This window comes from Microbacterium candidum (assembly GCF_030315975.1).
GTDB classification, from domain to species: domain Bacteria; phylum Actinomycetota; class Actinomycetes; order Actinomycetales; family Microbacteriaceae; genus Microbacterium; species Microbacterium candidum.
This window is the reverse complement of record NZ_JASXSZ010000001.1, coordinates 235,829-259,006: the sequence shown is the minus strand read 5'-3', so window position 1 is coordinate 259,006 and position 23,178 is coordinate 235,829. Positions and strand designations below refer to the sequence as shown.

The 23,178-nt window shown below is 70.0% G+C and carries 32 protein-coding genes; 25 read left to right on the top strand and 7 right to left on the bottom strand.

Annotated elements, in window-relative coordinates; translation table 11 throughout:
* The first annotated feature begins 5 nt into the window (after positions 1–5).
* From QSV35_RS01330 to QSV35_RS01295, 8 genes are read left to right on the top strand one after another with little or no spacing between them, the layout of a single operon-like run.
* Entirely contained in the window at positions 6–329 is a 324-nt protein-coding gene (locus QSV35_RS01330; RefSeq protein ID WP_286285906.1) for a PadR family transcriptional regulator, read from the top strand.
* Positions 326–1,105, top strand: coding sequence for a permease prefix domain 1-containing protein (locus QSV35_RS01325; RefSeq protein ID WP_286285904.1), 780 nt, complete (start codon positions 326–328; stop codon positions 1,103–1,105). The genes QSV35_RS01330 and QSV35_RS01325 overlap by 4 nt, the downstream gene beginning before the upstream one ends.
* Positions 1,099–1,461, top strand: coding sequence for a hypothetical protein (locus QSV35_RS01320; protein ID WP_286285903.1), 363 nt, complete (start codon positions 1,099–1,101; stop codon positions 1,459–1,461). The genes QSV35_RS01325 and QSV35_RS01320 overlap by 7 nt, the downstream gene beginning before the upstream one ends.
* 51 nt (positions 1,462–1,512) lie before the next feature.
* Complete coding sequence (locus tag QSV35_RS01315; RefSeq protein WP_286285901.1) at positions 1,513–2,412, top strand: helix-turn-helix domain-containing protein; 900 nt, start codon at positions 1,513–1,515, stop codon at positions 2,410–2,412.
* An 11-nt stretch (positions 2,413–2,423) separates the two neighbouring features.
* Positions 2,424–2,822: a (R)-mandelonitrile lyase gene (locus QSV35_RS01310; protein WP_286285899.1), complete on the top strand. Its 399-nt coding sequence runs from the start codon at positions 2,424–2,426 to the stop codon at positions 2,820–2,822.
* The gene (locus QSV35_RS01305) at positions 2,819–3,184 is read left to right on the top strand and encodes a DUF2255 family protein (RefSeq protein ID WP_286285897.1); all 366 of its coding nucleotides are present in this window, start codon (positions 2,819–2,821) and stop codon (positions 3,182–3,184) included. Before QSV35_RS01310 ends, QSV35_RS01305 begins: the two co-directional genes overlap by 4 nt.
* Before the next feature lie 33 nt (positions 3,185–3,217).
* Positions 3,218–3,616, top strand: coding sequence for a VOC family protein (locus QSV35_RS01300; RefSeq protein ID WP_286285895.1), 399 nt, complete (start codon positions 3,218–3,220; stop codon positions 3,614–3,616).
* 56 nt (positions 3,617–3,672) lie between these two features.
* A complete protein-coding gene (locus QSV35_RS01295) occupies positions 3,673–4,305 on the top strand; it encodes a VOC family protein (protein ID WP_286285893.1) in 633 nt (210 codons plus the stop codon).
* Between the two features lie 51 nt (positions 4,306–4,356).
* Here the strand turns inward: QSV35_RS01295 and QSV35_RS01290 are convergent, their stop codons facing one another.
* Complete coding sequence (locus tag QSV35_RS01290) at positions 4,357–5,355, bottom strand: SDR family NAD(P)-dependent oxidoreductase (RefSeq protein ID WP_286285891.1); 999 nt, start codon at positions 5,353–5,355, stop codon at positions 4,357–4,359.
* 69 nt (positions 5,356–5,424) lie between these two features.
* Here QSV35_RS01290 and QSV35_RS01285 point away from each other — a divergent pair, with 69 nt between their 5' ends.
* The 6 genes from QSV35_RS01285 (at position 5,425) to QSV35_RS01260 (ending at position 8,895) form a co-directional block, all read left to right on the top strand.
* Positions 5,425–5,997 carry a TetR/AcrR family transcriptional regulator gene (locus tag QSV35_RS01285; RefSeq protein WP_286285889.1) on the top strand — a complete coding sequence of 191 codons (573 nt, stop codon included), beginning with the start codon at positions 5,425–5,427 and terminating at the stop codon, positions 5,995–5,997.
* A 49-nt stretch (positions 5,998–6,046) separates the two neighbouring features.
* Entirely contained in the window at positions 6,047–6,718 is a 672-nt protein-coding gene (locus tag QSV35_RS01280) for a Type 1 glutamine amidotransferase-like domain-containing protein (protein WP_286285887.1), read from the top strand.
* A 59-nt stretch (positions 6,719–6,777) separates the two neighbouring features.
* Positions 6,778–7,170 (top strand): ArsR/SmtB family transcription factor, encoded by a 393-nt coding sequence (locus QSV35_RS01275; protein ID WP_286285885.1) that lies wholly within the window; start codon positions 6,778–6,780, stop codon positions 7,168–7,170.
* Complete coding sequence (locus tag QSV35_RS01270; protein WP_286285884.1) at positions 7,167–7,613, top strand: SRPBCC family protein; 447 nt, start codon at positions 7,167–7,169, stop codon at positions 7,611–7,613. The genes QSV35_RS01275 and QSV35_RS01270 overlap by 4 nt, the downstream gene beginning before the upstream one ends.
* Before the next feature lie 113 nt (positions 7,614–7,726).
* Positions 7,727–8,290 (top strand): dihydrofolate reductase family protein, encoded by a 564-nt coding sequence (locus tag QSV35_RS01265; protein ID WP_286285883.1) that lies wholly within the window; start codon positions 7,727–7,729, stop codon positions 8,288–8,290.
* A gap of 38 nt (positions 8,291–8,328) precedes the next feature.
* Positions 8,329–8,895, top strand: a complete 567-nt coding sequence (locus tag QSV35_RS01260; RefSeq protein WP_286285881.1) for a GNAT family N-acetyltransferase — start codon at positions 8,329–8,331, stop codon at positions 8,893–8,895.
* A gap of 1 nt (position 8,896) precedes the next feature.
* Here the strand turns inward: QSV35_RS01260 and QSV35_RS01255 are convergent, their stop codons facing one another.
* Complete coding sequence (locus tag QSV35_RS01255; RefSeq protein WP_286285879.1) at positions 8,897–9,100, bottom strand: hypothetical protein; 204 nt, start codon at positions 9,098–9,100, stop codon at positions 8,897–8,899.
* A gap of 146 nt (positions 9,101–9,246) precedes the next feature.
* Between QSV35_RS01255 and QSV35_RS01250 the strand changes: the two genes are divergently transcribed.
* Together QSV35_RS01250 and QSV35_RS01245 are read left to right on the top strand one after the other, a co-directional pair.
* Positions 9,247–9,579 carry a DUF6804 family protein gene (locus tag QSV35_RS01250; RefSeq protein WP_286287805.1) on the top strand — a complete coding sequence of 111 codons (333 nt, stop codon included), beginning with the start codon at positions 9,247–9,249 and terminating at the stop codon, positions 9,577–9,579.
* Between the two features lie 58 nt (positions 9,580–9,637).
* A complete protein-coding gene (locus QSV35_RS01245; protein ID WP_286285877.1) occupies positions 9,638–10,066 on the top strand; it encodes a nitroreductase/quinone reductase family protein in 429 nt (142 codons plus the stop codon).
* A gap of 6 nt (positions 10,067–10,072) precedes the next feature.
* Here QSV35_RS01245 and gnd read toward each other — a convergent pair whose 3' ends face one another.
* The 3 genes from gnd to QSV35_RS01230 are packed head-to-tail and all read right to left on the bottom strand — an operon-like array spanning position 10,073 to position 12,496.
* Positions 10,073–11,122: a phosphogluconate dehydrogenase (NAD(+)-dependent, decarboxylating) gene (gnd, locus tag QSV35_RS01240; protein ID WP_286285875.1), complete on the bottom strand. Its 1,050-nt coding sequence runs from the start codon at positions 11,120–11,122 to the stop codon at positions 10,073–10,075.
* 56 nt (positions 11,123–11,178) lie between these two features.
* Positions 11,179–11,886 carry an ankyrin repeat domain-containing protein gene (locus QSV35_RS01235; RefSeq protein WP_286285874.1) on the bottom strand — a complete coding sequence of 236 codons (708 nt, stop codon included), beginning with the start codon at positions 11,884–11,886 and terminating at the stop codon, positions 11,179–11,181.
* A 1-nt stretch (position 11,887) separates the two neighbouring features.
* Positions 11,888–12,496 (bottom strand): hypothetical protein, encoded by a 609-nt coding sequence (locus QSV35_RS01230; protein ID WP_286285872.1) that lies wholly within the window; start codon positions 12,494–12,496, stop codon positions 11,888–11,890.
* Positions 12,497–12,570: 74 nt separating this feature from the next.
* On the opposite strand from QSV35_RS01230, the gene QSV35_RS01225 reads away from it, so the two are divergent.
* From QSV35_RS01225 to QSV35_RS01215, 3 genes are all read left to right on the top strand, one after another.
* The gene (locus QSV35_RS01225; RefSeq protein WP_286285871.1) at positions 12,571–13,548 is read left to right on the top strand and encodes a zinc-binding dehydrogenase; all 978 of its coding nucleotides are present in this window, start codon (positions 12,571–12,573) and stop codon (positions 13,546–13,548) included.
* Between the two features lie 152 nt (positions 13,549–13,700).
* Positions 13,701–14,147: a GbsR/MarR family transcriptional regulator gene (locus tag QSV35_RS01220; protein ID WP_286285869.1), complete on the top strand. Its 447-nt coding sequence runs from the start codon at positions 13,701–13,703 to the stop codon at positions 14,145–14,147.
* On the top strand, positions 14,144–15,004 hold the full coding sequence (locus tag QSV35_RS01215) for an alpha/beta fold hydrolase (RefSeq protein WP_286285868.1): 861 nt from the start codon (positions 14,144–14,146) through the stop codon (positions 15,002–15,004). The genes QSV35_RS01220 and QSV35_RS01215 overlap by 4 nt, the downstream gene beginning before the upstream one ends.
* 1 nt (position 15,005) lies before the next feature.
* Here QSV35_RS01215 and QSV35_RS01210 read toward each other — a convergent pair whose 3' ends face one another.
* Complete coding sequence (locus QSV35_RS01210) at positions 15,006–15,602, bottom strand: hypothetical protein (RefSeq protein ID WP_286285866.1); 597 nt, start codon at positions 15,600–15,602, stop codon at positions 15,006–15,008.
* A 232-nt stretch (positions 15,603–15,834) separates the two neighbouring features.
* Between QSV35_RS01210 and QSV35_RS01205 the strand changes: the two genes are divergently transcribed.
* Entirely contained in the window at positions 15,835–16,983 is a 1,149-nt protein-coding gene (locus QSV35_RS01205; RefSeq protein WP_286285863.1) for a glycoside hydrolase family 76 protein, read from the top strand.
* A gap of 35 nt (positions 16,984–17,018) precedes the next feature.
* Here the strand turns inward: QSV35_RS01205 and QSV35_RS01200 are convergent, their stop codons facing one another.
* A complete protein-coding gene (locus QSV35_RS01200) occupies positions 17,019–17,780 on the bottom strand; it encodes a GntR family transcriptional regulator (RefSeq protein WP_286285862.1) in 762 nt (253 codons plus the stop codon).
* A 164-nt stretch (positions 17,781–17,944) separates the two neighbouring features.
* Between QSV35_RS01200 and QSV35_RS01195 the strand changes: the two genes are divergently transcribed.
* From QSV35_RS01195 to QSV35_RS01175, 5 genes are all read left to right on the top strand, one after another.
* Positions 17,945–19,063: a Gfo/Idh/MocA family protein gene (locus QSV35_RS01195; RefSeq protein WP_286285861.1), complete on the top strand. Its 1,119-nt coding sequence runs from the start codon at positions 17,945–17,947 to the stop codon at positions 19,061–19,063.
* Positions 19,063–19,950 carry a sugar phosphate isomerase/epimerase family protein gene (locus tag QSV35_RS01190; protein ID WP_286285858.1) on the top strand — a complete coding sequence of 296 codons (888 nt, stop codon included), beginning with the start codon at positions 19,063–19,065 and terminating at the stop codon, positions 19,948–19,950. Before QSV35_RS01195 ends, QSV35_RS01190 begins: the two co-directional genes overlap by 1 nt.
* Positions 19,951–19,997: 47 nt before the next feature.
* Positions 19,998–21,344: an ABC transporter substrate-binding protein gene (locus QSV35_RS01185; RefSeq protein WP_286285856.1), complete on the top strand. Its 1,347-nt coding sequence runs from the start codon at positions 19,998–20,000 to the stop codon at positions 21,342–21,344.
* Positions 21,345–21,408: 64 nt separating this feature from the next.
* Positions 21,409–22,335, top strand: a complete 927-nt coding sequence (locus QSV35_RS01180) for a carbohydrate ABC transporter permease (protein WP_286285854.1) — start codon at positions 21,409–21,411, stop codon at positions 22,333–22,335.
* Positions 22,332–23,162 carry a carbohydrate ABC transporter permease gene (locus QSV35_RS01175; protein WP_286285852.1) on the top strand — a complete coding sequence of 277 codons (831 nt, stop codon included), beginning with the start codon at positions 22,332–22,334 and terminating at the stop codon, positions 23,160–23,162. The genes QSV35_RS01180 and QSV35_RS01175 overlap by 4 nt, the downstream gene beginning before the upstream one ends.
* Positions 23,163–23,178 lie beyond the last annotated feature (16 nt).

Genomic DNA, 23,178 nt, shown 5'->3' with positions numbered 1-23,178 from the left:
TAGGTATGGCGAACGATCGGATCAAGGGCAACCTCGAGCTCCTGCTGCTCGCCGCGCTCGCGACGGGTCCGGCGCACGGGTACGAGCTGGCATCGGCGATCAAGGACCGCAGCGGAGGGGAGTTCGTGCTCGCCGAGGGCACGATCTATCCCGCCCTGCACGGACTCGAGCGCCGCGGCCTCGTCAGCAGCTCGTGGGAGGTCGTCGGCGGGCGCCGTCGACGGGTCTACGAGCTGAGCGGTTCGGGCCGCGAAGCCCGCGCGCAGCAGGCGGCGGACTGGGCGCGCTTCGCGCGCGGTATGGACATGGTGCTGGGAGGAACGGCATGAACGACCCCATCGACGACTACCTCGACGACCTCTTCGACCGGCTCGAGGGCACGCCCGCCGAGCGCCGGCGGATGCTGAACGAGACCGAGACGCATCTGCTGGACTCCGCCGATGCGTTCCGGCGCGAGGGGATGGCGCAGCGCGATGCCGAGCGCGCGGCCGTCGCCGCCTTCGGCGACGCACCCGTGATCTCCCAGGCGGAGAATCGCCGCAGCCCGCGCGCCATCCTCGTCGCCACGGTGACCGCCGCGGCCCAGCTCGGCCTCTACGGATTCGCGGCGATCGGGCTGGCCGCGCTCGCCGCACGGGCCCTCGCGCAGCTCACGTCGACGCAGTGGGTCTACGGGGCGCCGGTCGGCTACTCGTTCCCCGCGGCGCGATGCGCGCACTGGCTCGCCGTGCAGCCCACGGCCACGGACTGCAGCACCGCCGCGGCGCTGGAGAGCTCGGATGACTCCTTCCTCTTCATCCTGTCTGCCGCTGCCATCGGGCTCGTCGTGGCCGCCATCGTCCTCGGGGTGGCTCGGATCGCCCGCCGCGGGAACACCGCTGCACCCCGGCTGCCGCGTGCGGTCGTCGCGGCGGTCGGCGTCACCGCGTTCGTCGGCGCCGGGCTCGCGCTCGTCGTGGCGGCCGCGGCCGACGGCATGACGCGAGGGATCTGGGGACAGGGGATGCTCTACGCCGACGGGGTCGTCGCGCTGGCCTTCGGCATCCTCTTCCTCGTCCGGTTCCTGCTCTCGATCCGGCCGGTCGCGAGGGCGACGGCATGGTGACGGATACAGGGTCCCGGGCCGCCTTCGTCCTGGTCAGCGCCGCGGTCGGGGCGGGCCTCGGAGCGCTCAGCGGGCAGATCCTCTTCGGCGGGACGGCGTGGACCCTCATCCCGTGGGCGCTCGGCGCCATCGCGATCGGGATCTTCGCGAACCGCATGGGGACCGCGATCCTGGCCTCCGGTCTCTACGGCTACCTGCTCGTCGCGCTGTTCCTCCTGACGGCCAACACGAGCCACACAGCGCTGCTGCCCCGCATCCTTTTCGCCCTCGGCCTCGCGTTCGTCGGGCCTGTGTGCGCGATCCCGGCGGCCGTCGTCGCACGACTCATCACGAAGCGGGTGCGGTCGCGTTCATGAGTCGTTCCTGCGCCGGGCGAGCCCGGTACTGACGGAACCTCCCTCACGCGGATGCGGCGGCGTAGCGTCGGGGACATGGACCACCGCAGCGATGTGCGCGAGTTCCTCTCCAGCCGGAGGGACCGCATCACGCCCGAGCGCGCAGGCCTGCCGGCCTACGGCGGCAACAGGCGCGTGCCCGGGCTCCGCCGCGAGGAGGTCGCGCTCCTCGCGGGCGTGAGCGTCGACTACTACACCCGGCTCGAACGCGGTGATCTGTCCGGCGCATCCGACAGCGTCCTCGATGCGCTCGCGCGGGCGCTGCAGCTGGATGACGCGGAGACCGCACACCTCTTCGACCTCGCCCGCACGGCCAACGCGTCTCCAGTGGCGCGCAGACAGCGCAAGCGTGCCGAGGCGATCCGCCCCAGCATCCAGCGCCTGCTCGACGCGATCGACGCGCCGGCGCTCATCCGGGACAACCACTTCGACTACGTCGCGGCCAACCGCCTCGCCCGTGCCCTCTACTCCCCGGTGTTCGCCGAGCCGGTTCCGAACAGCGCGCGATTCGCCTTCCTGAATCCCGCCGCGCCGCACTTCTACCGGGAGTGGGACCAGACCACCCAGGAGCTCGTCGCGACGATGCGCGGCGAGGCCGGGCGCAACCCGTACGACAAACGCCTCACGGATCTCGTCGGCGAGCTGTCCACGCGGTCCGACCGGTTCCGCACCCTGTGGGCCGCGCACAACGTCCGCTACCACCGCACCGGCGTCAAGAAGCTCCACCACCCGGTGGTCGGCGACGTCGACCTCACCTACGAGGCGTTCGAGCTTCCGGCCGATCCCGGGCTCACGCTCTCGACCTATACCGCCGAGCCCGGCACCGCATCCGCCGACGCGCTCGCGATGCTCGCGAGCTGGGCGGCGACCACCGACCTGCCCGCGCCCAGTCGCGAGAACGCTGCGTCCTGAGAGGCACGCACATGGAGATGATCCCGAAGACGCCCACCGCGAAGGGCCCGGCCGAGTGGTTCTCGGGCGACGTCTATTTCGACGTCATCGCGAGGGGGGAGCACATGCGCGTCAACATCGTGCGTTTCACGCCCGGCGCGCACACCGCGTGGCACCGGCACGCGAACGGCCAGACGCTCCACGTCACCGAGGGCGTCGGGTACGTCCAGTCCCGCGACGGGGAGCTCGTCGAGCTCCATCCGGGCGACACCAGCTACACGCCGCCCGGGGAATGGCACTGGCACGGCGCCGCCCCCGGCCACTTCATGAGCCACCTGGCCATGTGGGAGGCCGCGGACGACCCTGCAGGTGTCGAGACCGAGTGGGGCGCCCACCTCACCGACGACGAGTACCCCGGGGATGCCGCGTGACCTCGTGGACGGCGGCCGAGCTCGACGCCGTCGGACGGGCGGGCGAGTTGCGGGTCGGCGGGGTCCGCGATGACGGGACGCTGCGGCCCCTCGTCATCGTGTGGCAGGTGCGCGTCGGCGACGACCTCTACCTCCGCTCCGTCCGCGGCCCCGAGGGCGCCTGGTATCGCGGCGTGCTCCGCCACCTCCGCGGACGCATCCAGTCGGGCGGCGTCACCAAGGACGTAAGGTTCGCGCGCGATACGGAGCATGACGACGAGGTGGATGCGGCCTACCGCGCGAAGTACGGCACCGGCAGCGCCGTGCGGAGCATCACCTCGGACCTCGCGAGGCAGACGACGCTGCGCGTGACGCCTGCCTGACCGGGCGTCCACGCCCCGCCCTAGACTCGCCGGATGGCTCTCATCGACCACCTCGGCATGACCGTCGACGACATCCCCGCCGCGATCGCCCAGTGGGACCCGATCCTCACCGAACTCGGCTACACCCGTCGCGACGCCGACAACGGCGTCTCGTGGGACAACGGCAGCGAGACCGAGCTGATCCTCCGCCCCGCCCGCGCGGCCGGAACCGGCCCGCACGTGCACGGGCACGTCGGCTGGCAGCACCTCGCGTTCGACATCCCCTCGCCCGAGGAGGTCGACCGCCTCCACGCGATCGCGGTCGACGCGGGCTGGACCGTCGTGCGCGACCCCAAGAAGTACCCGCGGTTCAACGAGCGGTACTACGCGTCCTTCGTCGAGGACGCCAACGGGATCCGCATCGAGTTCGCGTACAACCCGCCGCGCACCTGACCTCATCGAGCAGGATCCGAGAAGGATGCGCGCGCCTCCGCTTCTAGCTTCGAGACATGAACATCCACGCCATCACCATCGAAGTCCCGGCCGCGGGCGAAGCCCCGGCCGCCGAGTCGTTCTACGCCGACGCGCTGGCCGTGGGAGACCGCGTGCATGTGCGGGTCGCGACGGGGCCGAGCTCGGGCTTCCGCGGCTTCGCGCCGTCCCTCATCCTCATGCAGCCCGGTGACGTCGATGCGACGTTCGCCCGCGCTCTCGCCGCCGGCGCGCGCGTCCTGAAGCCCGTCGTGAAGAGCTTGTGGGGGTACGGCGGATCCCTCGTCGCCCCGGACGGGACGACGTGGCAGATCGCCAGCGCCAACAAGACGGCGACCGGTCCCGCGGTCGGCGAGGTCGAGAAGCTCGTCCTGCTCCTGGGTGTCCAGGACGTCAAGGCCAGCACCGCCTTCTACCGTGAGCAGGGTCTGGCCGTGAACAAGAGCTTCGGAGGCAAGTACGCCGAGTTCTCGTCGGGTGACATCACGCTCGCCCTCTACAAGCGCTCCGGGCTCGCGAAGCAGGTCGGGATCGCTGCTGAAGGCACGGGCTCGCACCGGCTCGAGGTCGGTGCCGACGCCGACTTCACCGACCCCGACGGCTACGCGTGGGCGACGAGCGCCATGGCGGACCGGGGTCGACGGCTGTAGGGAAGGGCCCGCATCCAGGATCGGATGCGGGCTCCTTCGGCGTTGCCGCCCTTACTGCACCGACCACCCGCCGTCGGAGGCGAGGATCGCGCCGTTGATGTTCACGCCGTCGTCCGACAGCAGGAACGTGATCGACGCGGCGAGCTGCTCGGCGGTCGCGACCGTCGGGATCGCCTGCTGGAACGGGGCGAGGCGACCGGAGCCGTACTCGGACACGTGCGGCGGGAACGGGATGCCGGTGGCCACGCCGCCGGGGGCGACGGAGTTCACGCGGATGCCCTTCGGCCCGTACATGAACGCGGCGGACTTCGTGACGCCGACGATGCCGTGCTTGCTGGCCGTGTAGGCGTTGCCCGACGCGTTGCCGCGCAGGCCCGCCTCGCTCGAGACGTTGAGGATCGCGCCGCGGCCGGCGGCCTCCATGAGAGGCAGCACCGCGCGCATGAGCTTGAACGGCGCGGTGAGGTTGATCGCGATGACGCGGTCCCACACGGCGTCCGGGGTCTCGCCTGCAGGGGAGAAGTCGTCGTTGATGCCCGCGACGTTCGCGAGGCCGTCGATGCGGTCGCCCGCGGCTGCGATCACGGCGTCGATCGCGTCCTGCTGCGTCAGGTCGCCCGCGACGGTGACGATGTCGGCGGTCGGAAGCTCGGCGCGGAACGCATCCAGCTTCTCCGCCGCGATGTCGCACGCGATCACGCGTCCGCCTTCGCGGGCGATGCGGGATGCCGTGGCCTTGCCGATGCCGGATGCGGCGCCCGTGACGATCACGGTCTTGCCTGCGAAGCGACCGGGCACGACCTGCTCGGCCCCCGTGGCCTCGTCCTCGATGGGGAGCTCGCCGCCGTTCGCCGCACGCACGAGGTCGTCGACGACGGACTGCGGCATCGCGCCTTGGCTCATGGCGACCAGCTGCTGCAGGGGCAGGCCGAGGATGGGGGTCAGCTGCTCGGCGTTCGCTCCCGACTGAGCGAGAAGGCTGCGCACGAGTTCGCCGCCGACCGGGTCGTTCAGCCAGTCGCCGATGGATGAGTTCGCGGTGAGTGCCATGGGGTCTCCATTCATTTCGCAACGGCGCGTCCACTTATGGTTCAGGCTACACCCGGCTACCCTCGGAGGGTGCCGCGTCCCCGCAGTGAAAAAGCCCAGCAGGCGGTGCTCGCCGCCATGCGGCGCGCGGTCGCGGACGGCGGCTACGAAGCCGTCACGATCGAAGGGCTCGCAGCCGAGGCCGACGTCTCGAAGCAGACGATCTACCGCTGGTGGCCGTCGAAGGCTGCGATCCTCGGCGAGGCGCTCCTCGAGGGCGAGATCCCTGGCGAGCCGCTCGAGCTGCCGCCGACGGGCGACCTCGCCGGCGACCTCCGGGCCTGGTTCAGGGCCGCGCACGCACACCTCGCCCGCCCCGAGAACATCGCCCTCGCTCGCGCGCTCATCGCCGTGACGGCGACCGACCCCGACCTCGGCGCCGCGCTCAACCGGCGCTTCGCCCGCCAGACGGTCGCGTGGGTGAGCGACCGCATCGAGAGCGCGCGCGAGACGGGCCAGGTGCGGGCGGATGCGGATGCCGCGGCGATCGCCGATCAGATCGTCGCGATCACGTCGTACGCGGCGCTGCTCGGCCGCCCGCTCGATGACGCGCACGCGGACGCCTTCGTCGAGGTCTTGCTGCACGGCATCGCTGCGGGTTGACTCGTCGGGGGTTCCGGCCGCTGGTCGACCCTGGAAAGGGAGGCTCGCCATGAAACTGCTGCTCACTTCCGGGGGAGTGCGCAATCCCAGCATCCGCGCCGAGCTCGTGCGGCTCCTGGGCAAGCCGATCGAGGAGAGCGGCGCCCTGTTCATCCCGACCGCTCAGTGGGGTCAGCCGATGTGCTCGCCGCAGTCGGTGTACGCATCCATCGCGGGCGAATGGCCGGATCAGGAGGGCCTGTGCGACCTCGGCTGGGCCTCGGTCGGGGTGCTCGAGCTCACCGCGCTCCCGAGCATCGGGGCGGACCGCTGGACCTCCTGGGTCCGCGACGCCGACGTCCTGCTGGCGGACGGCGGCGAAGCGGTCTACCTCGCGCACTGGATGCGGGAGTCCGGTCTCGCCGGCCTTCTGCCGGAGCTCGACGACACGGTGTGGGTCGGGGTGAGCGCCGGGAGCATGGCGATGACCCCGCGGATCGGCCGGCTCTTCGTCGACTGGCGGCCCGACGGCTCCGACGAGACGCTCGGGGTCGTCGACTTCTCGATCTTCCCGCACCTCGACTACCCGGGCTGGGCGTACAACACGACCGAGAGCGCCCGGGCCTGGGCCCCGACGATCGGCGGTCCCGCCTACGCGATCGACGACCAGACGGCGATCTCGGTGGCGGAGGGTGAGGTCGCGGTGATCTCCGAGGGCCACTGGGAGCACTTCCCCGGATGAACCGGGCCAGATGCGGGTAGCCTGGTGTAGAACCATTCGGTTGAGCACGGGAGGCGTCCATGGCGACGATGATCGATGATCCGCTGAGTCGCACGTTCTCGGCGCTCGCCGATCCGACGCGGCGTGCCATCCTCGCCCGCCTCGCGCTCGGATCAGCGAACGTGGGCGACCTCGCGGAGCCGTTCGACATGAGCTTCGCGGCTGTGTCGAAGCACCTCCGCGTGCTCGAGGGTGCGGGGCTCATCTCGCGCGGTCGCGATGCGCAGTACCGGCCGGCGATGCTCGACGCGCGGCCCCTGGCGGCCGCATCCGCGTGGATCGACGACTATCGGAAGTTCTGGGGCGACAGCTTCGACGCGCTCGACGACTTCCTGGCGTCGGCGCGCTCGAAGGCGGGCGCGACGAAAGGCTCGGCGACGGACTCGCCGACGGAGAAGGAAGAGGCATCGTGACCGGGATCACCGAGGCGGGCATCGAGATCGACCGTGAGTTCGCCGCGACGCCCGAAGCGGTGTTCGCCGCATGGACATCGCCCGAATCGTTCGCGCGCTGGTTCGGCGGGCGCGAGGTGCAGGTGCCGTTGGACGGACTCGACTACCGCGCGGTCGCCGGCCGGGCGTGGTCCGCGATGATGGTGCTCCCCGACGGCAACACGATCGACTGGGCGGGAGAATTCCTGGAGGTCGACCCGCCGTCGCGCCTGGTCATGACCCTCACGGATCGTCCGGCGGACACCGCCCGTGCGGTGCTGACGATCGACCTCACTCCGACGGCCGCCGGCACGCTCATGCGGATGACACAGGAGACCCCCGGATTCACGCCGGAGCAGCGCGAAGGCGTCATCGCGGGCTGGCAGACGTTCCTCGACGTGCTCGGGGAGATCGCCGGGAGCTGACGCCCTTCAATGCGGGGAGGCGGGGGCTGCCGCAACCACTTGCTCAACCTACTAGTTTTAAACCAACTAGTTGAGTACACTGAAGCGATACCGACTCCCGAGAGGAATCCATCATGCGCAAGCTGATCGTGTCCGCGTTCGTGTCCGCCGACGGCGTCGCCCAGGGTCCCGGCGACGACCCGGGCTACCCCAACGCGCGCTGGACCATGACGGGCGTCGAGGTCGACCTCGCCGCCTACGAGCTGAAGGGCCGTGAGCAGGAGGAGGCGGGCGCGGTGCTGCTCGGTCGCCGCAGCTACGAGATGTTCGCGCCGATCTGGCCGTCCATGGCGGAGTTCGGCGGCTACAACGCGATGCCGCGCTACGTGGTCTCTACGACGCTCGAACACGACGACGACCGCTGGCCGGCCGGCATCCTCCGCTCCCTTGAGGAGGTGGCAGCGCTCAAGGAGACCGACGGCGCGCCCATCATCGTGCACGGCAGCCTCGCGCTCGGCCACGCCCTCGCCGACGCCGGCCTCGTCGACCGGTACCACGTGCTCGTCTTCCCGGTGCTCCTCGGCTCCGGCACGCGCCTGTTCAGCGACTCGGCGCACGACACCGTCAAGGTCGCGATCGCGGAGCATGAGGTCTACGGCAACGGTGTGCAGAAGCTCGTCTACGACGTCGTGCGCTGACCGTCGCGCGGGGTGGGCGGGGATGCGAGGATGGCTCGGTGACCCAGGCAGCGCTGCAGACCGAACGCATCACCCTCGTCCCGCTCACCGATGAACACTTCGAGCTCGAGGTGGAGCTCGACTCCGACCCGGAGGTCCAGCGGTTCATCATGGGCGAGGCGCGCACGCGCGAGCAGATCGCGCACGCGCACGGGATGCGGATGGAGACGGCGAAGCCCGTCGACGGCCTGGGGTTCTGGATGGGATTCGTCGACGGCGAGTTCGTCGGCTTCTGGATGCTGCAGCCCGCCGGCTGGCCTGAGACCGACGTCCCCGGCGAGGCGGAGATGGGCTTCCGCCTGATCCGCAGCCAATGGGGCAAGGGGCTCGCCGTCGAGGGCGCGCGCGAGATGCTGCGCCATGCGTTCGAAGACCTCGGCTTCACGCGCGTGTTCACGCTGACCATGAAGGTCAACGAGCGCTCTCAGAAGACGAGCGCCGGTGCGGGGATGACCTACATCCGCACCTTCCAGGAGGACGACCGCGAGGGCCCCGAGGGCATCGAGGAGGGCGGCGTCGAATACGCGATCACCGCGGACGAGTGGCGCGCCGCTCGGTCCGCCTGACTCACCACCTCTTGTCGGCCTTCCACCGCACGGGCGGCGGATAGACATAGCGTGCGATCGTCGCCGAGATCCAGCAGATCGCGAACCCGGCGAACACCAACGCGAAGGTGGGCAGCTTCTGCGCGTCGACGATGGCGACGATCACGAAGATGATCGCCCAGGCGACGGCGAGTCCGACGCTGTACACCCAGTAGTTCCTGCGCATATCTGAACGGTACCGCCGACGCTGGGACCTGCGCCCCCGGCGTGAAGACTCATCGAGAACTCCGAGGGCGTCGGCCGGCCGGACCGCCGTCGGGTACCGTCGATGTGATGGCGGCATCGGTCGCGATCGCGAGCACAGGGGAGTTCATGAGCGACAAGTCGCGCACCGCATCCGGCGCCCAGCGCAATGCCCTGGCGCCGGGCCTGCTCGCGGCGGCGGTGCTGTTCTCCGGGCCGTTCCTTCTCAGCGTGTGGCCGCAGATCCTCCTGTACGCGGTCTCGATCCTCGCGCTCATCGTCCTGTACTTCGCCGCGCAGGCGAAGCAGTGGTGGTGGATCCCGGTCTTCGCCGTCATCGCCGTGCTCTGGAACCCCGTCTTCCCGTTCCCGTTCTCGGGGCCGCTCTGGCTCATCGCCCAGCCCGCAGCGGCCGTGGTGTTCATCGCGGCGGGCGCTCTCATCAAGACGCCGCGAAATTAGTTGACACGTCACCGAACGTCCCCTAGCCTCGGTTGAGCACGCCGACGAGGGAGACGACATGAGCGACGCAAGCGGCTGGACCGACCCGACGATCGCGGAGTTCCGCGCCAACAAGGGAAAGGTCGGCGGCTACTTCGAGGGCAAGCACCTCGTGCTCATGCACCATCGCGGGCGCAAGAGCGGCCACGAGCGCGTCACTCCTGCGGTCTACCTCCCGAACGAGGCCGACCCGAGCAGCATCTACGTCTTCGCGACGAAGGGCGGTTCGCCCGACAACCCGGGCTGGTACTACAACCTCGTGGATGCGGGCACCGCCACGGTCGAGGTCGGTGAGGAGACGTATCCCGTCACCGTGCACGAAGTCACCGGTGCCGATCGCGACCGCATCTACGCCGAGCAGGTGCGCGCCGTGCCGAGCTTCGGCGAGTACGAGGTGAAGACCGCCGGCATCCGCACCATCCCCGTGCTGGAGCTGCGCCGGGCGTAAGCCGGGTCAATCGGCCTTGCGGCCGCCGGCCTCCAGCACGTCGCCGGCGGGGAGCTCCTGGTGCCCGCCGAACTGCTGCCTCATCGCGGACAGCACCTGATTGGCGAAGTGGTCCTCGTCTCGCGAGGCGAATCGCTCGAACAGGGATGCTGCGAGCACCGGCGCCGGGACGCCCACATCCACCGCCGCCTTGACCGTCCACCGGCCCTCGCCGGAGTCTGACACGCGGCCCGCGAGGCCGTTCAGGGTGGGATTCGCCTCGAGGGCGGCTGCCGTGAGGTCGAGGAGCCACGACGAGATCACCGAGCCGCGCCGCCACAGCTCGGCGACCTTCGCGGTGTCGATGTCGAACTGGTAGAACTCGGGCTCCTCGAGCGGCGCGACCTCGGCGGAATGCTCGGCCTCGCGCACGCCCGCGTCCGCGTTGTGCAGGATGTTGAGACCCTCCGCGAGGGCCGCCATGATGCCGTACTCGATTCCGTTGTGGACCATCTTCACGAAGTGCCCGGAGCCGGACGGGCCGCAGTGGAGGTAGCCGAGCTCCTCGGGCGCCAGTTCGCCGCTGCGGCCGGGCGTCCGGTCGATCTCGCCGGGGCCGGGCGCGATCGTCCGGAGGATCGGCTCGACGGTCGACACCGCCTCGTCCGGCCCGCCCACCATCAGGCAGTACCCCCGCTCGAGGCCGAACACACCGCCGCTCGTGCCGATGTCGACGTAGTGGATGCCGGTCGGCTTCAGGGCGGCGGCGCGGCGCACGTCGTCGCGGTAGTTGGAGTTGCCGCCGTCGATGATGATGTCGCCGGGCTCGAGGACGGCGGCGACCTGCTCGACGACCTGGCCGGTGAGTCCCGCCGGAATCATGAGCCACACGACGCGCGGCGCCTGCAGCTTCGCAGCGAGGTCAGCGAGGCTGTCGGCACCCGTCGCGCCCTCGGCGGCGAGGGATGCCACGGACTCCGGATTCACGTCGAAGGCGACGCATTCATGTCCGTCGCGCATCAGGCGTCGCACGATGTTGGCGCCCATGCGCCCGAGGCCGACCATACCCAGCTGCATGACTTCTCCTCCGTCAGGTGTCTCGACCCATTGTTCCGCGCGCGCTGTTGTGCGCTCTATGCATCCGAACGGCGGATGCCGAGCCCTTCGAGCCATTCGATGACGTTGCTGCGCTGCGTCCCGTGCATGGATGCGGCGTCGACCACGGTGCCGTGCGCGTACTCGGGTGAGACGGCGAGGTCCGCGCCGCGGTCGACGAGCAGCTCCGCGGCGCGGCGCTGCCCACCCGCACAGGCGTGCCAGAGGGCCTGGTCGATCAGCTCCTGCGGCGGGTCGGCATCCAAGAGCTCGCGCAGCCGGTCGAGCAGACCGAGAGCCGCCGCCTGCCACGGCTTGTCGACGACGGCGCCGCGCTCGACCAGGAGCCCGGCGACGTTCCAGCAGCCGTAGCCGACGGCGTTGTCGAGCGGTGTCCCGATGGAGCCGGCGGGCGCCTCGATGTCCGCTCCGGCGTCGATGAGCACGCGCGCGACGTCGGCGTCGTCACTGCTCGCGGTCCAGTGCAGCGGTGTCTCTCCGGTCCCGTCCGGTCCGCGCCAGTCGACGTCGGCGCCCGCCGCGATGAGCAGCTCCGCGACGGCGGGTCCGTTCGGGAAGTAGCCCGGCCAGTCCGTGACGAGGTGCAGTGGCCGGCGCTCCCGACCGGGAGGCCCCAGCATCCAGGAGGGGAGGTCCGGATGCGCCGCGAGCAGGACGCGCAGGCGCTCCACGTCCCCGCCGCGGATCGCTGTGTATGCGTGCAGGTGCTCGTCGTCGCTGGCCATGTCAGCTGCCCGTCGCTGTCGCCGTCGGCGTGGAAGCGGGCGTCGACCAGTTCTCTCCGACACGCGCCGGAGGGGGTCCCGCGATCGACGTCAGCCCAGTGAGGTAGTGCGAGCCGGAGTACACCATCGCGATGTCGCGACGGCGGTAGCCACGCGGAGACTCGTGCCAGGTCGCATCCGGGCGCACCTCCCACAAGTAGAACCATCGGCCGAGGATCTCGTCGGGTACGCCGATCCATGTGCAGGACGGCCTCTTCGCTGACTCGATGCCCACGAGCCGGCCGGGCTGAGGGAAGGTTCGGAGCACGCCGAGCGTGGAATCGAGGTCGATCTCGGCGGCGCCCTCGGGCCGGCTGGGTGGCCATTCCGGCCGGGTCCGTGAGAACCGTGACTCGAAGCTGGTGTCGATGCGCAGCCTTCGGATGTCATCGATGCGAATCGCCGCATGACCGTCGAAGTAGCCGCCCTCCATCGTGCGCGTGAGCAGCATCCACGTCTTACCGACGCCGACGACGAATCCGTCGTACGTCTGACGGTCCGATGCGCGTTGGACGCGCACGATGATCTGGTCGCGCTGTGCCTCGCGCAGTCGGGCTCGTATCCGTGTCATCCGACCCATAGATCGATTCTGATGCCGCCCTCACTACCCCAGTCAAGTCCCCGTCGCGAGCGTAGGCTCTGGCCATGCGTGCGCTCATCCAACAACAGTTCGGCGACCCGGCCGAGGTCCTCGCCGTCGAAGACGTCCCCCTGCCCGAACCGGGACCGCGCGAGGTCCGCATCCGCGTGCTCCTCTCGCCCATCCACAATCACGACCTCTGGACCGTCCGCGGCAGCTACGGGTACAAGCCCGAGCTGCCGGCGCGCGCCGGCACGGAGGCCGTGGGCGTCGTCGATGCGGTCGGCGCCGAGGTCCAGGGCTTCGCGGTCGGGCAGCGGGTCGCGACAGGCGGCACGTTCGGAGCCTGGAGCGAGTACCTCATCGCGAAGGCCGGTGCACTCGTCCCGGTGCCGGACGGCATCTCCGACGAGGTCGCGGCGCAGCTCGTCTCCATGCCGTTCAGCGCGATCACGCTCGTCGACTTCCTCGAGGTCGGCGCAGGTGACGTGATCATCCAGAACACAGCGAACGGCGCAGTGGGCCGGATGGTCGCGCAGATCGCGACGAGTCGCGGCATCCGCGTGATCGGGGTCGTACGTCGGTCGGAGGATGCGGCGGCACTCGCCGTCTCCGGGATCGACGACGTCGTGGCGACCGACCAGGAGGACTGGAAGGTGCAGGTGCGAGAGCTCGCCGGCGATCGCCCCATCCGCGCCGCGGTGGACTCCGTCGGCGGGCGCGCGGCGGGAGATCTCCTGCACCTGCTCGGCGACGGCGGCATGCTCGTGTCGTTCGGTGCGATGGCGTCGCCGCAGCTCGAGCTGCTCTCCGGAGACCTCATCTTCAAGCAAGCCGTCGTCAAGGGGTTCTGGGCGAGCAAGATCTCCGAGGCGATGCCCACCGAGACCCGGCAGGCGCTCTTCGGCGAGCTCGTCGGCCTGATCGCCGGCGGACGGCTCACGCTGCCGGTCGACAGCATCCACCCGCTCGAAGATATCCGTGCCGCAGTCGCGGCGAGCGGGCGACAGGGTCGCGCAGGGAAGGTGCTGCTGCGGCCGTGAGCCGGTTCGTGCCGCGCGATGTCGGAGTCTGACGCCGTCTTCGGGGGATGACGGGCCGCAACTCCGATTTCCGCGCGACTCTCCGAATCCCGCCGTGACAGAAATAACACAAAAAACTGTCATTAAAGTCATTCGAGGCGTAGAGTGCCGACATGACGACGATGGAGGAGCGGCTGGCGTACGCGGATCGCGTGGCCGAGGTGTGGGCATCGAGATATCGGGTCCCGCCGATCGCCGGCCGGATCGCGGGCTATCTGTACGTGTGCGACCCGGCGGCGCAGAGCATCGACGAGCTGGCGATGGCACTGCAAGCGAGCCGCAGCGCGGTGGTCGGCAGCGTCAAGGTCCTCGAGTTGAACGGACTCGTGCGCCGCGCCCGCGGCGCGGGTGAGCGCGCCGATCGGGTCCGGCTCGTCTTCGACGAGACCCGCGGATTCGACGCGACCCGCTACCGGGAGGCGGCCGAGATCGCGCAGGCCGGGCTCGGGCTGACCGAGGATGCCGGCCAGCGCGCGCTGCTCGAGGCGACCGCATCCCTGAACGCCTTCTTGGCGGCTCGGATGCCGCAGCTCCTCGACGAATGGCAGGCGACGCGATGAACGAGATCACGCTGCACGATGGACGGGCCCTGGCATGGCACGAGTTCGGGGATGCGGCCGGCCGGCCGGTGCTCTTCTTCCCGGGCTCGTCGAGCTCGGGGCTCGCGGGGCGCGGGATCGACGCGCCGGCGCAGGCCGCCGGCATCCGTCTGCTGTCGATCGATCGGCCGGGTCTCGGGCACTCCGATCCCGCGCCCGCACGCAGGCTCGTCGATGTGCCGGACGACATCGCCGAACTCCTCGACCAGCAGGGGCTCGAGCGGGTGGGCGTGCTCGGGCACTCCGCCGGCGGCGCGACCGCGCTCGCGGTGACCCACCGGCTGCCTGATCGCGTGACGGCGACCGTGATCGGCGCAGGGTCGGGTCCCTACGCGGAAGAGTGGTTCCGCGCCGAGGCGGAGATCCCGGGGATGTCGAAGACGTTCTACGGCCTCGCCCGGCGTGCCCCGCGCGTCTTCGGTGCCGTGCTGCAGAGCAGCACGCCGCGGACGGCGAAGTCCATCGACCGGACGATCGGCATGATCTCGCGCGGCGACTCGCCCGACGCCGTGTACGCGCGGACGCATCCCGACGAGACGCGGGCTGCGCTCGAGGCCGTCGCGGACGGTTTCCGGCAGGGCTCGCGCGGGCCGACGGAGGATGCGCGGGTCGTCTGCCTGCCCTGGGGGTTCCGCGTCGAGGACGTGCACGGGCACGTCGAGTGGTGGCACGGACTGCAGGACGGCAACGTGCGTCCGGCGGCGGGGCGCGCGATCACCTCGCGCCTCCCGGACGTCACCGCGCACTTCGTCGACGGCGGGCACTTCACGCTGCTCGACGGCGCGCATCCCATCTGGGAGGCGCTGGGGAGCAGCTGAATCAGTCGGCGAGGCGTCCGGCCTGCGCGACCATCTGGGCGGCGAGGACGTTCGCGAGGGATCCGGATGCCGGGTCGCCGAGGTACCCGCCCAAAGCCGTGAGCGCCCGGCGGGCGCGGGGTCGAGTGTCGTCGTCGACGGCATCGCGCGCGTCCTCGAGCAGGGCGCGGACGACGACGGCGCTGTCTTCCGGGAGCAGGGGAACCGCCTGCGTCGCCGCGTCGAGCACGTCGGTCACGTCATTCCGCCAGTCCGCCGACACCGTGGGCGTAGACGGAGCCGCCGGCCTTGCCGAAGCGCGTGCCGTCGGCGCGGGCGGGACGATCGCGCGGGCGCGCAGGCCGTCGTACTCCGCGGCCTTGATCTTGCCCGGTGCGGTCATCTGCACCTCGCGGACGCCGCCGGACATCGTGATCTGCGCGAATCCCTGGCGTTCGAGGTCATCGAGCACGGCCGGAACCGAGCCCGCGGCATCCGGATCGTCCTGAAGCAGTTCGATGACGGATGACTCCGCGACGGGCGTGCGGGTCTTCGCGCCGGTCGCATCTCGCAGCGCGATCAGCACCCGCAGCAGCCGCGACTCCGTGGCAGTCAGCATCTCAGCAGACTAACCGCCCCCGCGTGCGTACCGAAGGTGCGGCCCGCGCCGGTCGTCGCGGAGGCGGAAGATTCAGGCGTGTGTAAGAAACACCCAATCTGCTATTGTCTGGACAAATCTGATGAGGCGCGGCGACGCACGGTCGACGCGCCCATCGGCCGAGAGCGACGGCGCTCGAACACGGGTGGCCGCGCCGCGTCAGCGAAGGAGCAGGACGGACGACATGCGCAGGATGAAGAGCAGATTCAAGGTGATCGCGGGAGCGGCTGCGATCGCCGTGGCGGCGACGATGGCGGGCGCGGCTCCCGCGCTCGCGGCCGACCCCGCAGCGACTGCATCGGCAGGCGCGACGGACACCGGTCGCGCCGCGCCCGCAGATGCGAACCACCGACACCGCGCGACGAACGCCGTCAAGGCGCTCGTCGGCTTCTACAACCCGGACAACGGACGGTTCGACCCGGGTCCCTCGTGGTGGCAGACCGGCAACTCGCTGCAGGTGGTGCTCGACTACGAACAGCGCGCGCACGACCGCAGCTACCTGCCGCTCATCGAGCAGGCCGTGCAGACCCTGCGTGCACCGCAGGACTGGTGGCCTCAGGGCGGCGGCGACTTCCGCACCGACTCGACGGACGACACCGGCTGGTACGCGCTCGCGATGGTGCGGCTCTACGAGCTGACCCACGACACGCAGTACCTGGACATCGCCAAGCGCGACGAGGCGTACATCCACAGCTTCTGGGACGACCGCTGCGGGGGCGGAGTGATCTGGGACATCCCGTCGCTCGGCTACAAGAACGCGATCAGCAACTCGCTGTACCTAAAGCTCGCCGCATCCCTCCACAACGCGATCCCCGGAGACACGTACTACCTGTCCCGTGCGACCGAGACGTGGGACTGGTTCCGCGGCAGCGGCATGATCAACGCCGACCACCTCGTCAACGACGGCCTCACCGACGGCTGCGTGAACAACGGCGGGACGACGTGGACCTACAACCAGGGCGTCCTCGCGGGCGCACTCACCGAGCTGTGGAAGGCGACCGGGGACCGGAGCCTCCTGACGCAGGCCCGCCAGATCGCGGACGCCACGATCTCGAGCCCGGCGCTGTCACCCGCAGGCGTGCTCACCGAGCCGTGCGAGGCGACACGCTGCAACTCCGACCAGTCGGCGTTCAAGGGCATCTTCGCCCGCAACATCGCGGAGCTGAACGACGTGCTGCCGGGGCATCCGTACACGCCGTGGCTGCGCACCCAGGCGGCGACGGCCTACGCCGCCGACCGCACCGCGACCGACCTCTATGGCCTGAAGTGGGGCGGCCCGTTCGACCGCTCCGACATCGGCCGGCAGGACTCGGGCGCATCCTTGATGGTCGCAGCGATGTGACGCGATCGGGCGGGCCGCACGAGCGGCCCGTCCGATCACTTCGCGACGAGCGTCGTCTCGAAGCTGTACATGTCGGGGCGATAGCAGTGGTGGCCGTACTCGATGGCCCTGCCGGAGTTGTCGTAGGCGACCCGCTCCATGGTCAGGACGGGGCCGCCCTTCTCGATGTCGAGAAGCTCGCCCTCGTCGCCCTGCGCGCGTCGCGCGCCGATCTTCTGCTGCGCCACGCGGATCGTCACGCCGCGGGCGCGGAGCACCTGGTAGAGGCCGTGCGACTCGAGCTGACCCGTCGTGATGTCGGCGAACTCCGGCGGGAGGTAGTTCTCGAGCACCGCCACGGGGACGCCGTCGGTGCGGCGCTGCCGGCGGAGATAGATGACGTCCGAGCCCTTCGCGACGCCGAGCTTCTCGGCAACGACGGCGGTCGCGGGAACCGTGTCGTGGGCGAGCACCGTCGTGCCCGGCTCATGATGGGCGCTCTGCAGATCCTCGTAGAGGCTCGTCAGCTCGACCTGGCGGGTCACCTGGCCCTGCACCACCTGCGTGCCGATCCCGCGCCGGCGCACGAGCAGTCCCTTGTCCACGACCTCCTGGATGGCGCGGCGCACGGTCGGGCGCGACAGCCCGAGGCGCTGGCTGATCGAGATCTCGTTGTCGAGCCGCGCGCCGCCCGGGATCGCGCCGGAGCGGATCGCCTCCTGCAGCCGGCTCGACACCTGGAAATACAGCGGCACCGGCCCGGTGCGATCCAGATCGGCGAACAGCTCGTCGGGCCAGTAGACCTCATCGCCGGCCATCAGTGTCTCCTCGGCATCGGACAGAATGTCGCGACAATCATACGTTCGTGGGGGTTTGTCGCCTCGGATTCCGCGTCAGCGGAGCGTCGGGGGCCCACATTGGACTAATTGGTGAATATGTGTGAACATTAGCTCAAGTTACGGTCAACGGCGAAAGGGACGGCATGAGCGGCATCGGTGAGCGGATCACGATCGGGCTGATCGGAGCGGGCACGATCTCGCAGTCGGTCCACGTGACGAGTCTGCGCCGGGCAGGATTCGACCTGCGCATCGTGTGCGACCTGTCGCCGTCCCGCGCCGCCGAGGTCGCCGCATCCTGCGGAGCGATCGCCATGACGGACCCCGCCGATGTGTTCGCCTCCGACGTGGATGCCGTGCTCATCGCCACTCCGGGCTCGCACGCGGAGCTCGCCGCTCAGGCGATCCGCGCGGGCAAGCACGTGCTGGCCGAGAAGCCGCTGGCGTTCACCGTCCGCGAGGTGGAGGAGCTCGAGGCGCTCGCCGCCGAGGCGGGCGTCATCACGCAGGTCGGCTACATGAAGATGTTCGACCCGCTGCTGCCGAAGGCGGCGTCGGAGGTCGGCGAGCTGCACGGCATCCGTCTCGTGCGCGTCACCGTGATGCATCCGGCCGACGAGCCTCAGATCGCCCACCTGCGTCTCGACCCGCCCGCCCCGGACGCCGATCCCGCACGCATCGCCGCCGCCGTCGCGTACGACCGCGACCGTGCCCGCGAAGCGCTGCCCGGCGCGAGCGACGCCCTGCTCTCCTACTACTCCAACGTGCTGAACGGGTCCGTGATCCACGAGCTCAGCCTGATGCGCGCGCTCGACCTGCCCCTTCCGCAGGAGTGGACCGCGCAGACCGTCACGCCGCTCGACGGCACGGAGCCGCCGAGCCTGCTGGCGACGGCGACCGTGGATGACGCGGCCTACGTCCTCAGCTGGAACTGGCTGCCCGACTACCCCGAGTACGACGAGGAGCTGACGGTTCTCGCGGCGAACGGACGGCTCGAGTTCCACCTCGCGAAGCCGTACCTCGTCGAGGAGCGCAGCCGGCTCACGAGCCGTCGGCACGACGGCGAGCTCCGCGCCGACACGGACTACACCGCGGGCCACGAGACCGGGTTCCTGCGCCAGCTCGACGCATTCGCCACGGCGATCCGCACCGGCGAGCTGAACCGCGCAGCGTTCGCCGGCGCCAAGCAGGACATCGCACAGCTCCAGCGCCTCGCGCAGGCGGTCGCCGCATCCCTCGGCCAGCAGGTCGGGACGGAGGCGTGATGCGCTTCGCGAACGCACCCGTCTCCTACGGCGTCTTCGGGGACATCACCGTCGAGGGCGCGACGACGACCGAAGAACTGCTGCGGACGATGGCCGAGACCGGCTACGAGGGGTCGGAGCTCGGTCCCCCCGGATTCTTCGGCGAGATCCCGCACATGGTCGCCTCGTTCGCGGGTGCCCCGATCGCTGCGGTCGGCGCCTACGTGCCGCTGCACACCCAGGAGCCCGGCGCGGTCCTCGACCGCGATCTCGCGCGCATGGCGATCACCCTCGACGAGATCGAGGCGGTCGACCGGTCGGCCCTCGTCATCCTCGCCGACGAGGGCGACGAGATGCTGCTGCGCTCGCCCCGCAAGGACCCGAGCCTCAGCCTCGACGCCGACGGCTGGCGCCGCCTCGTCGACACGGTGAACCGCGCCGCGGGGCAGGCCCGCGACCGCGGCCTCGAGGTGTCGTTCCACCCGCACATCGCCACCTATGTCGAGCTGCCCGACGAGATCGAGCGTCTGCTCGAGTCCACCGACGTCGGGCTCACGTTCGACGTGGGGCACGTCGTCCTCGCCGGCGGAGACGGCGTCGAGCTGTTCCGCCGCTGGCGCGACCGCATCAACCATGTGCACATCAAGGACGTGCGCATCGACGTCCTGGAGGACGCGCGCCGCGAGGGGCGCGAGGACTTCGACGCCTGGTGGTCGGGTGTCTCGACCCGCCTCGGCGAAGGCGACTCCGATCTTCCCGCCTTCGCAGCGGCGCTGCGCGACACCCGCTACGACCGCTGGGTCGTGGTCGAACAGGACCGCGCACCCCTCGTGGTCGAGGAGTACGCCGCCGTGGTCGCCGACCAGGCCGCCAACCTCGATTGGCTCCGCCGGCACCTCGGCGCCTGAGCCCTCCAACGCTCGACATACCCGATCTGATACCCGAAAGGAACACCATGCCCATTCGCAGAGGAATGCGCACCGCGATCGCCGCGGCATCCACCGCGGTCGTCGTCCTGGGACTCGCCGCGTGCAGCGGCCCTGGCGGCGGCACGAAGACGGCTGCAGCCGGCGGCGAGCAGATCACCGCCCCCATCACCGCCGAGCAGGTCGCCAAGCTGGGGAAGGTCAACCTCAGCGTGTGGGCCGACCAGGGCGAGCAGCAGTTCATGCAGGACTTCGTCCCCGCGTTCGAGAAGAAGTACCCGAACGTCACCGTGAAGATCCAGTTCAAGAGCTTCAACGACCTGACGGCCACCGTGCTGAACGCGATGAACTCGAACAACGCCCCCGACGTCGCCCAGGGCAACCAGGGCTGGGCCACCGACGGCGCGCTCGTGAAGGCCGGGCTGGTCCGCCCGCTCGACGACCTCGCGACCGCCTACGGCTACCAGCAGGTCGCCGGCGAGGCCATCTCGCAGCTGAAGTGGTCGAAGGACGGCAAGCAGTTCGGCACCGGTTCGATCTACGGCCTGTCGCCCGACAACCAGATGGTCGGCCTCTTCTACAACAAGGAGAAGCTGCAGAAGCTCGGCCTGTCCGTGCCGAAGACCCTGCCGGAGCTCGAGGCGGCCATGGCCGCGGCGAAGGCCGGCGGCGAGGTCCCGCTCGAGCTCGGCAACTCCGACAAGGGCTCGGCGATGCAGTCGCTGTCGATCATCCAGGGCGCGCTGACCCCGGCCAAGGACACCCGCTCCTGGATCACGGGCGTCGACGGCACCTCGTTCGACAACGCGAGCAACGCCAAGGCGCTCGACACGTTCGCGGGCTGGGTCAAGGACGGCTACGTCTCCGCCGGATACGACGGCACGAGCCCGGATGACGCGGCCGCCGCGTTCTCCAAGGGCAGCGGCGTCTTCTTCGTCGGCGGGAACTGGTACGCCGGCACCATCACGGACGGCGCGAAGTACGGCTTCACCGCCGGCCTCGAGGACGGCAAGTACGCGACCAACGGCTCCTTCGGCCTCGACTGGCACGTGAGCTCGCAGACGAAGTCGGAGCTCGCCGCCCTCGCCTTCGTCGGCATGGTGAACTCGGCCGACGCAGCCCCCATGCTCGCCAAGGTCAACCGCGTGCCGATCCACACGGTCGACGCGGGATCGAACGCGATGTTCGGCGAACTGCTGAAGGCGTCGTCCGACCAGCTCTCCGGTGCCGGACCGCTGTTCTGGTACGACTGGGCGACCGACACGATGTTCGACACGTTCACGAGCGGCCTCCAGTCCGTTCTCGCCGGCCAGATGTCTTCGCAGGACTTCCTGCAGAAGGTGCAGGCCGACTGGACGAAGTTCCACACCAAGTGATCAACACCCGGCCGGGCGAGGACCTCGCCCGGCCGGGTCCCCAACCCTGTCCAGGAGAGCCGAGATGAGCAATCCGACCCGTCCCCGGCGGGCGTCCCTGTTGCGTCGCTACGACTGGGACGCGTACCTCTACCTGCTGCCGGCACTCGCGTTCTACGCGGTCTTCCTCCTGCGGCCGGTCTTCGAGTCGGGGTACATCTCCCTCTACGACTGGGACGGCATCACCGCGAGCACCTTCGTGGGACTCGGCAACTACGCCGACGTCCTCACCGACCCGCTCATCGGCGAGGCGCTGCTGCACTCGTTCGTGTTCATCATCTTCTACGCGCTGCTGCCGATGGTGCTCGCGCTGGTGTTCATCGGCGTCATCGCGCGGGTCCGCGTACGCGGCCTCGCGTTCTACCGCGCGGCCCTGTTCATCCCCTACATCCTCTCCACGGTCGTCGTCGCGATCGCCTGGCGCTGGATCTTCGCGATCAACGGACCGCTCAACGCCGTGCTGCGGGCGATCGGCCTCGGCGACCTGACCAGGGCGTGGCTCGGCGACTTCGCCACCGCGCTCCCGTCGGTCGGCGTGATCGGCACGTGGATCATGTTCGGCCTCGCGTTCGTGCTGTTCCTCAGCGGCCTGCAGAACGTGCCGTCCGAGCTCTTCGAAGCCGCACGCCTCGACGGCGCCGGGCCCGTGCGCGAGTTCTTCGCCGTGACGCTGCCGTCCCTGCGCGGTGAGATCCAGGTGGCGCTCGTGCTCATGATCACCGCGGCCCTGCGCAACTTCGACATCGTGTGGAACACGACCTCGGGCGGTCCCGGCACGTCGACCACCGTGCCGTCGTACTACATCTACCGCGAGGCGTTCCTCACCCACCACGTGGGCCGTGCCTCGGCGATCGCCATCGTGCTGACCGTCATCATCTTCGCCTTCGTCGGCCTCGTCATGCGTCTCACGCGGAACCCCGACACCGTCTCACGCAAGGGGGTCCGCGCGTGAAGGTCAAGGCATCCGAGCGCACGTTCGCGTACGTGCTGCTCGTCCTCGGCGCGATCCTCGCGCTGACCCCGTTCCTGTCGATCGTGCTGCTCGCGGTGACCCCGAAGGGTCAGCGCGCGGGCGGGCTGTCGCTGCCCACGACGATCACGTTCGACAACTTCATCGAGGCCTGGACGCGCGGCGCCTTCGGCCAGGCGCTGTGGTCTTCGCTCATCGTCGCCGTCGCGGTCGTCATCGGCGCCATCCTCGTCGGCATCCTCGCCGGCTACGCGTTCGCGGTGCTGCGCTTCCCGGGCAAAGGACTGATCCTCGCCATCCTGCTGATCGGCGTCATCATCCCCTACGAGGGCATCATCGTGCCGCTCTACTACCTGCTCGACGGATTCGGTCTGCTGAACACGTACTGGGCGCTCATCCTGCCGCAGATCGCGACCTCCGTCCCGCTCGGCGTGCTCTGGATGCGGACCGCGTACGAGGGCGTGCCGCGCTCGCTGTCCGAGGCGGCGGCCATCGACGGCGCCTCGCGGTGGAAGATCCTGTGGACGGTCTACTTCCCGATCTCCCTGCCCGCGATCGCGACGCTCGGCACCCTGCTCTTCCTGTACACGTGGAACGAGTTCCTCATGGCGCTCGTCCTCGTGCCGCAGAACCCCGCGGTGCAGACCGCACCGCTGGCGCTGTCGTTCTTCGCCGGCGCGACGCGCAACTTCGACCCGTCGGTGACCGCTGCGGCCGCGGTGATCGTGGCCCTGCCGATCCTGGTCGTCTACGCGATCTTCCAGCGACGCTTCATCACCGGAATCGCGGCCGGCGCCGTCAAGGAATGAGGCGCGAAGACATGAA

What these genes read in the sequence shown, in the direction of transcription:
- QSV35_RS01255 (WP_286285879.1), bottom strand. Translation starts at nt 9,100, where the DNA reads ATGCGCAGGAACTACTGGGTGTACAGCGTCGGACTCGCCGTCGCCTGG.
- QSV35_RS01295 (WP_286285893.1), top strand. Translation starts at nt 3,673, where the DNA reads ATGAACATCCACGCCATCACCATCGAAGTCCCGGCCGCGGGCGAAGCC.
- QSV35_RS01290 (WP_286285891.1), bottom strand. Translation starts at nt 5,355, where the DNA reads ATGGCACTCACCGCGAACTCATCCATCGGCGACTGGCTGAACGACCCG.
- QSV35_RS01245 (WP_286285877.1), top strand. Translation starts at nt 9,638, where the DNA reads ATGAGCGACGCAAGCGGCTGGACCGACCCGACGATCGCGGAGTTCCGC.
- QSV35_RS01210 (WP_286285866.1), bottom strand. Translation starts at nt 15,602, where the DNA reads ATGCTGACTGCCACGGAGTCGCGGCTGCTGCGGGTGCTGATCGCGCTG.
- QSV35_RS01330 (WP_286285906.1), top strand. Translation starts at nt 6, where the DNA reads ATGGCGAACGATCGGATCAAGGGCAACCTCGAGCTCCTGCTGCTCGCC.
- QSV35_RS01190 (WP_286285858.1), top strand. Translation starts at nt 19,063, where the DNA reads ATGCGCTTCGCGAACGCACCCGTCTCCTACGGCGTCTTCGGGGACATC.
- QSV35_RS01200 (WP_286285862.1), bottom strand. Translation starts at nt 17,780, where the DNA reads ATGGCCGGCGATGAGGTCTACTGGCCCGACGAGCTGTTCGCCGATCTG.
- QSV35_RS01320 (WP_286285903.1), top strand. Translation starts at nt 1,099, where the DNA reads ATGGTGACGGATACAGGGTCCCGGGCCGCCTTCGTCCTGGTCAGCGCC.
- QSV35_RS01250 (WP_286287805.1), top strand. Translation starts at nt 9,247, where the DNA reads ATGAGCGACAAGTCGCGCACCGCATCCGGCGCCCAGCGCAATGCCCTG.
- QSV35_RS01215 (WP_286285868.1), top strand. Translation starts at nt 14,144, where the DNA reads ATGAACGAGATCACGCTGCACGATGGACGGGCCCTGGCATGGCACGAG.
- QSV35_RS01265 (WP_286285883.1), top strand. Translation starts at nt 7,727, where the DNA reads ATGCGCAAGCTGATCGTGTCCGCGTTCGTGTCCGCCGACGGCGTCGCC.
- QSV35_RS01185 (WP_286285856.1), top strand. Translation starts at nt 19,998, where the DNA reads ATGCCCATTCGCAGAGGAATGCGCACCGCGATCGCCGCGGCATCCACC.
- QSV35_RS01205 (WP_286285863.1), top strand. Translation starts at nt 15,835, where the DNA reads ATGAAGAGCAGATTCAAGGTGATCGCGGGAGCGGCTGCGATCGCCGTG.
- gnd (WP_286285875.1), bottom strand. Translation starts at nt 11,122, where the DNA reads ATGCAGCTGGGTATGGTCGGCCTCGGGCGCATGGGCGCCAACATCGTG.
- QSV35_RS01235 (WP_286285874.1), bottom strand. Translation starts at nt 11,886, where the DNA reads ATGGCCAGCGACGACGAGCACCTGCACGCATACACAGCGATCCGCGGC.
- QSV35_RS01195 (WP_286285861.1), top strand. Translation starts at nt 17,945, where the DNA reads ATGAGCGGCATCGGTGAGCGGATCACGATCGGGCTGATCGGAGCGGGC.
- QSV35_RS01300 (WP_286285895.1), top strand. Translation starts at nt 3,218, where the DNA reads ATGGCTCTCATCGACCACCTCGGCATGACCGTCGACGACATCCCCGCC.
- QSV35_RS01310 (WP_286285899.1), top strand. Translation starts at nt 2,424, where the DNA reads ATGGAGATGATCCCGAAGACGCCCACCGCGAAGGGCCCGGCCGAGTGG.
- QSV35_RS01275 (WP_286285885.1), top strand. Translation starts at nt 6,778, where the DNA reads ATGGCGACGATGATCGATGATCCGCTGAGTCGCACGTTCTCGGCGCTC.
- QSV35_RS01180 (WP_286285854.1), top strand. Translation starts at nt 21,409, where the DNA reads ATGAGCAATCCGACCCGTCCCCGGCGGGCGTCCCTGTTGCGTCGCTAC.
- QSV35_RS01325 (WP_286285904.1), top strand. Translation starts at nt 326, where the DNA reads ATGAACGACCCCATCGACGACTACCTCGACGACCTCTTCGACCGGCTC.
- QSV35_RS01220 (WP_286285869.1), top strand. Translation starts at nt 13,701, where the DNA reads ATGACGACGATGGAGGAGCGGCTGGCGTACGCGGATCGCGTGGCCGAG.
- QSV35_RS01280 (WP_286285887.1), top strand. Translation starts at nt 6,047, where the DNA reads ATGAAACTGCTGCTCACTTCCGGGGGAGTGCGCAATCCCAGCATCCGC.
- QSV35_RS01225 (WP_286285871.1), top strand. Translation starts at nt 12,571, where the DNA reads ATGCGTGCGCTCATCCAACAACAGTTCGGCGACCCGGCCGAGGTCCTC.
- QSV35_RS01230 (WP_286285872.1), bottom strand. Translation starts at nt 12,496, where the DNA reads ATGACACGGATACGAGCCCGACTGCGCGAGGCACAGCGCGACCAGATC.
- QSV35_RS01315 (WP_286285901.1), top strand. Translation starts at nt 1,513, where the DNA reads ATGCGGCGGCGTAGCGTCGGGGACATGGACCACCGCAGCGATGTGCGC.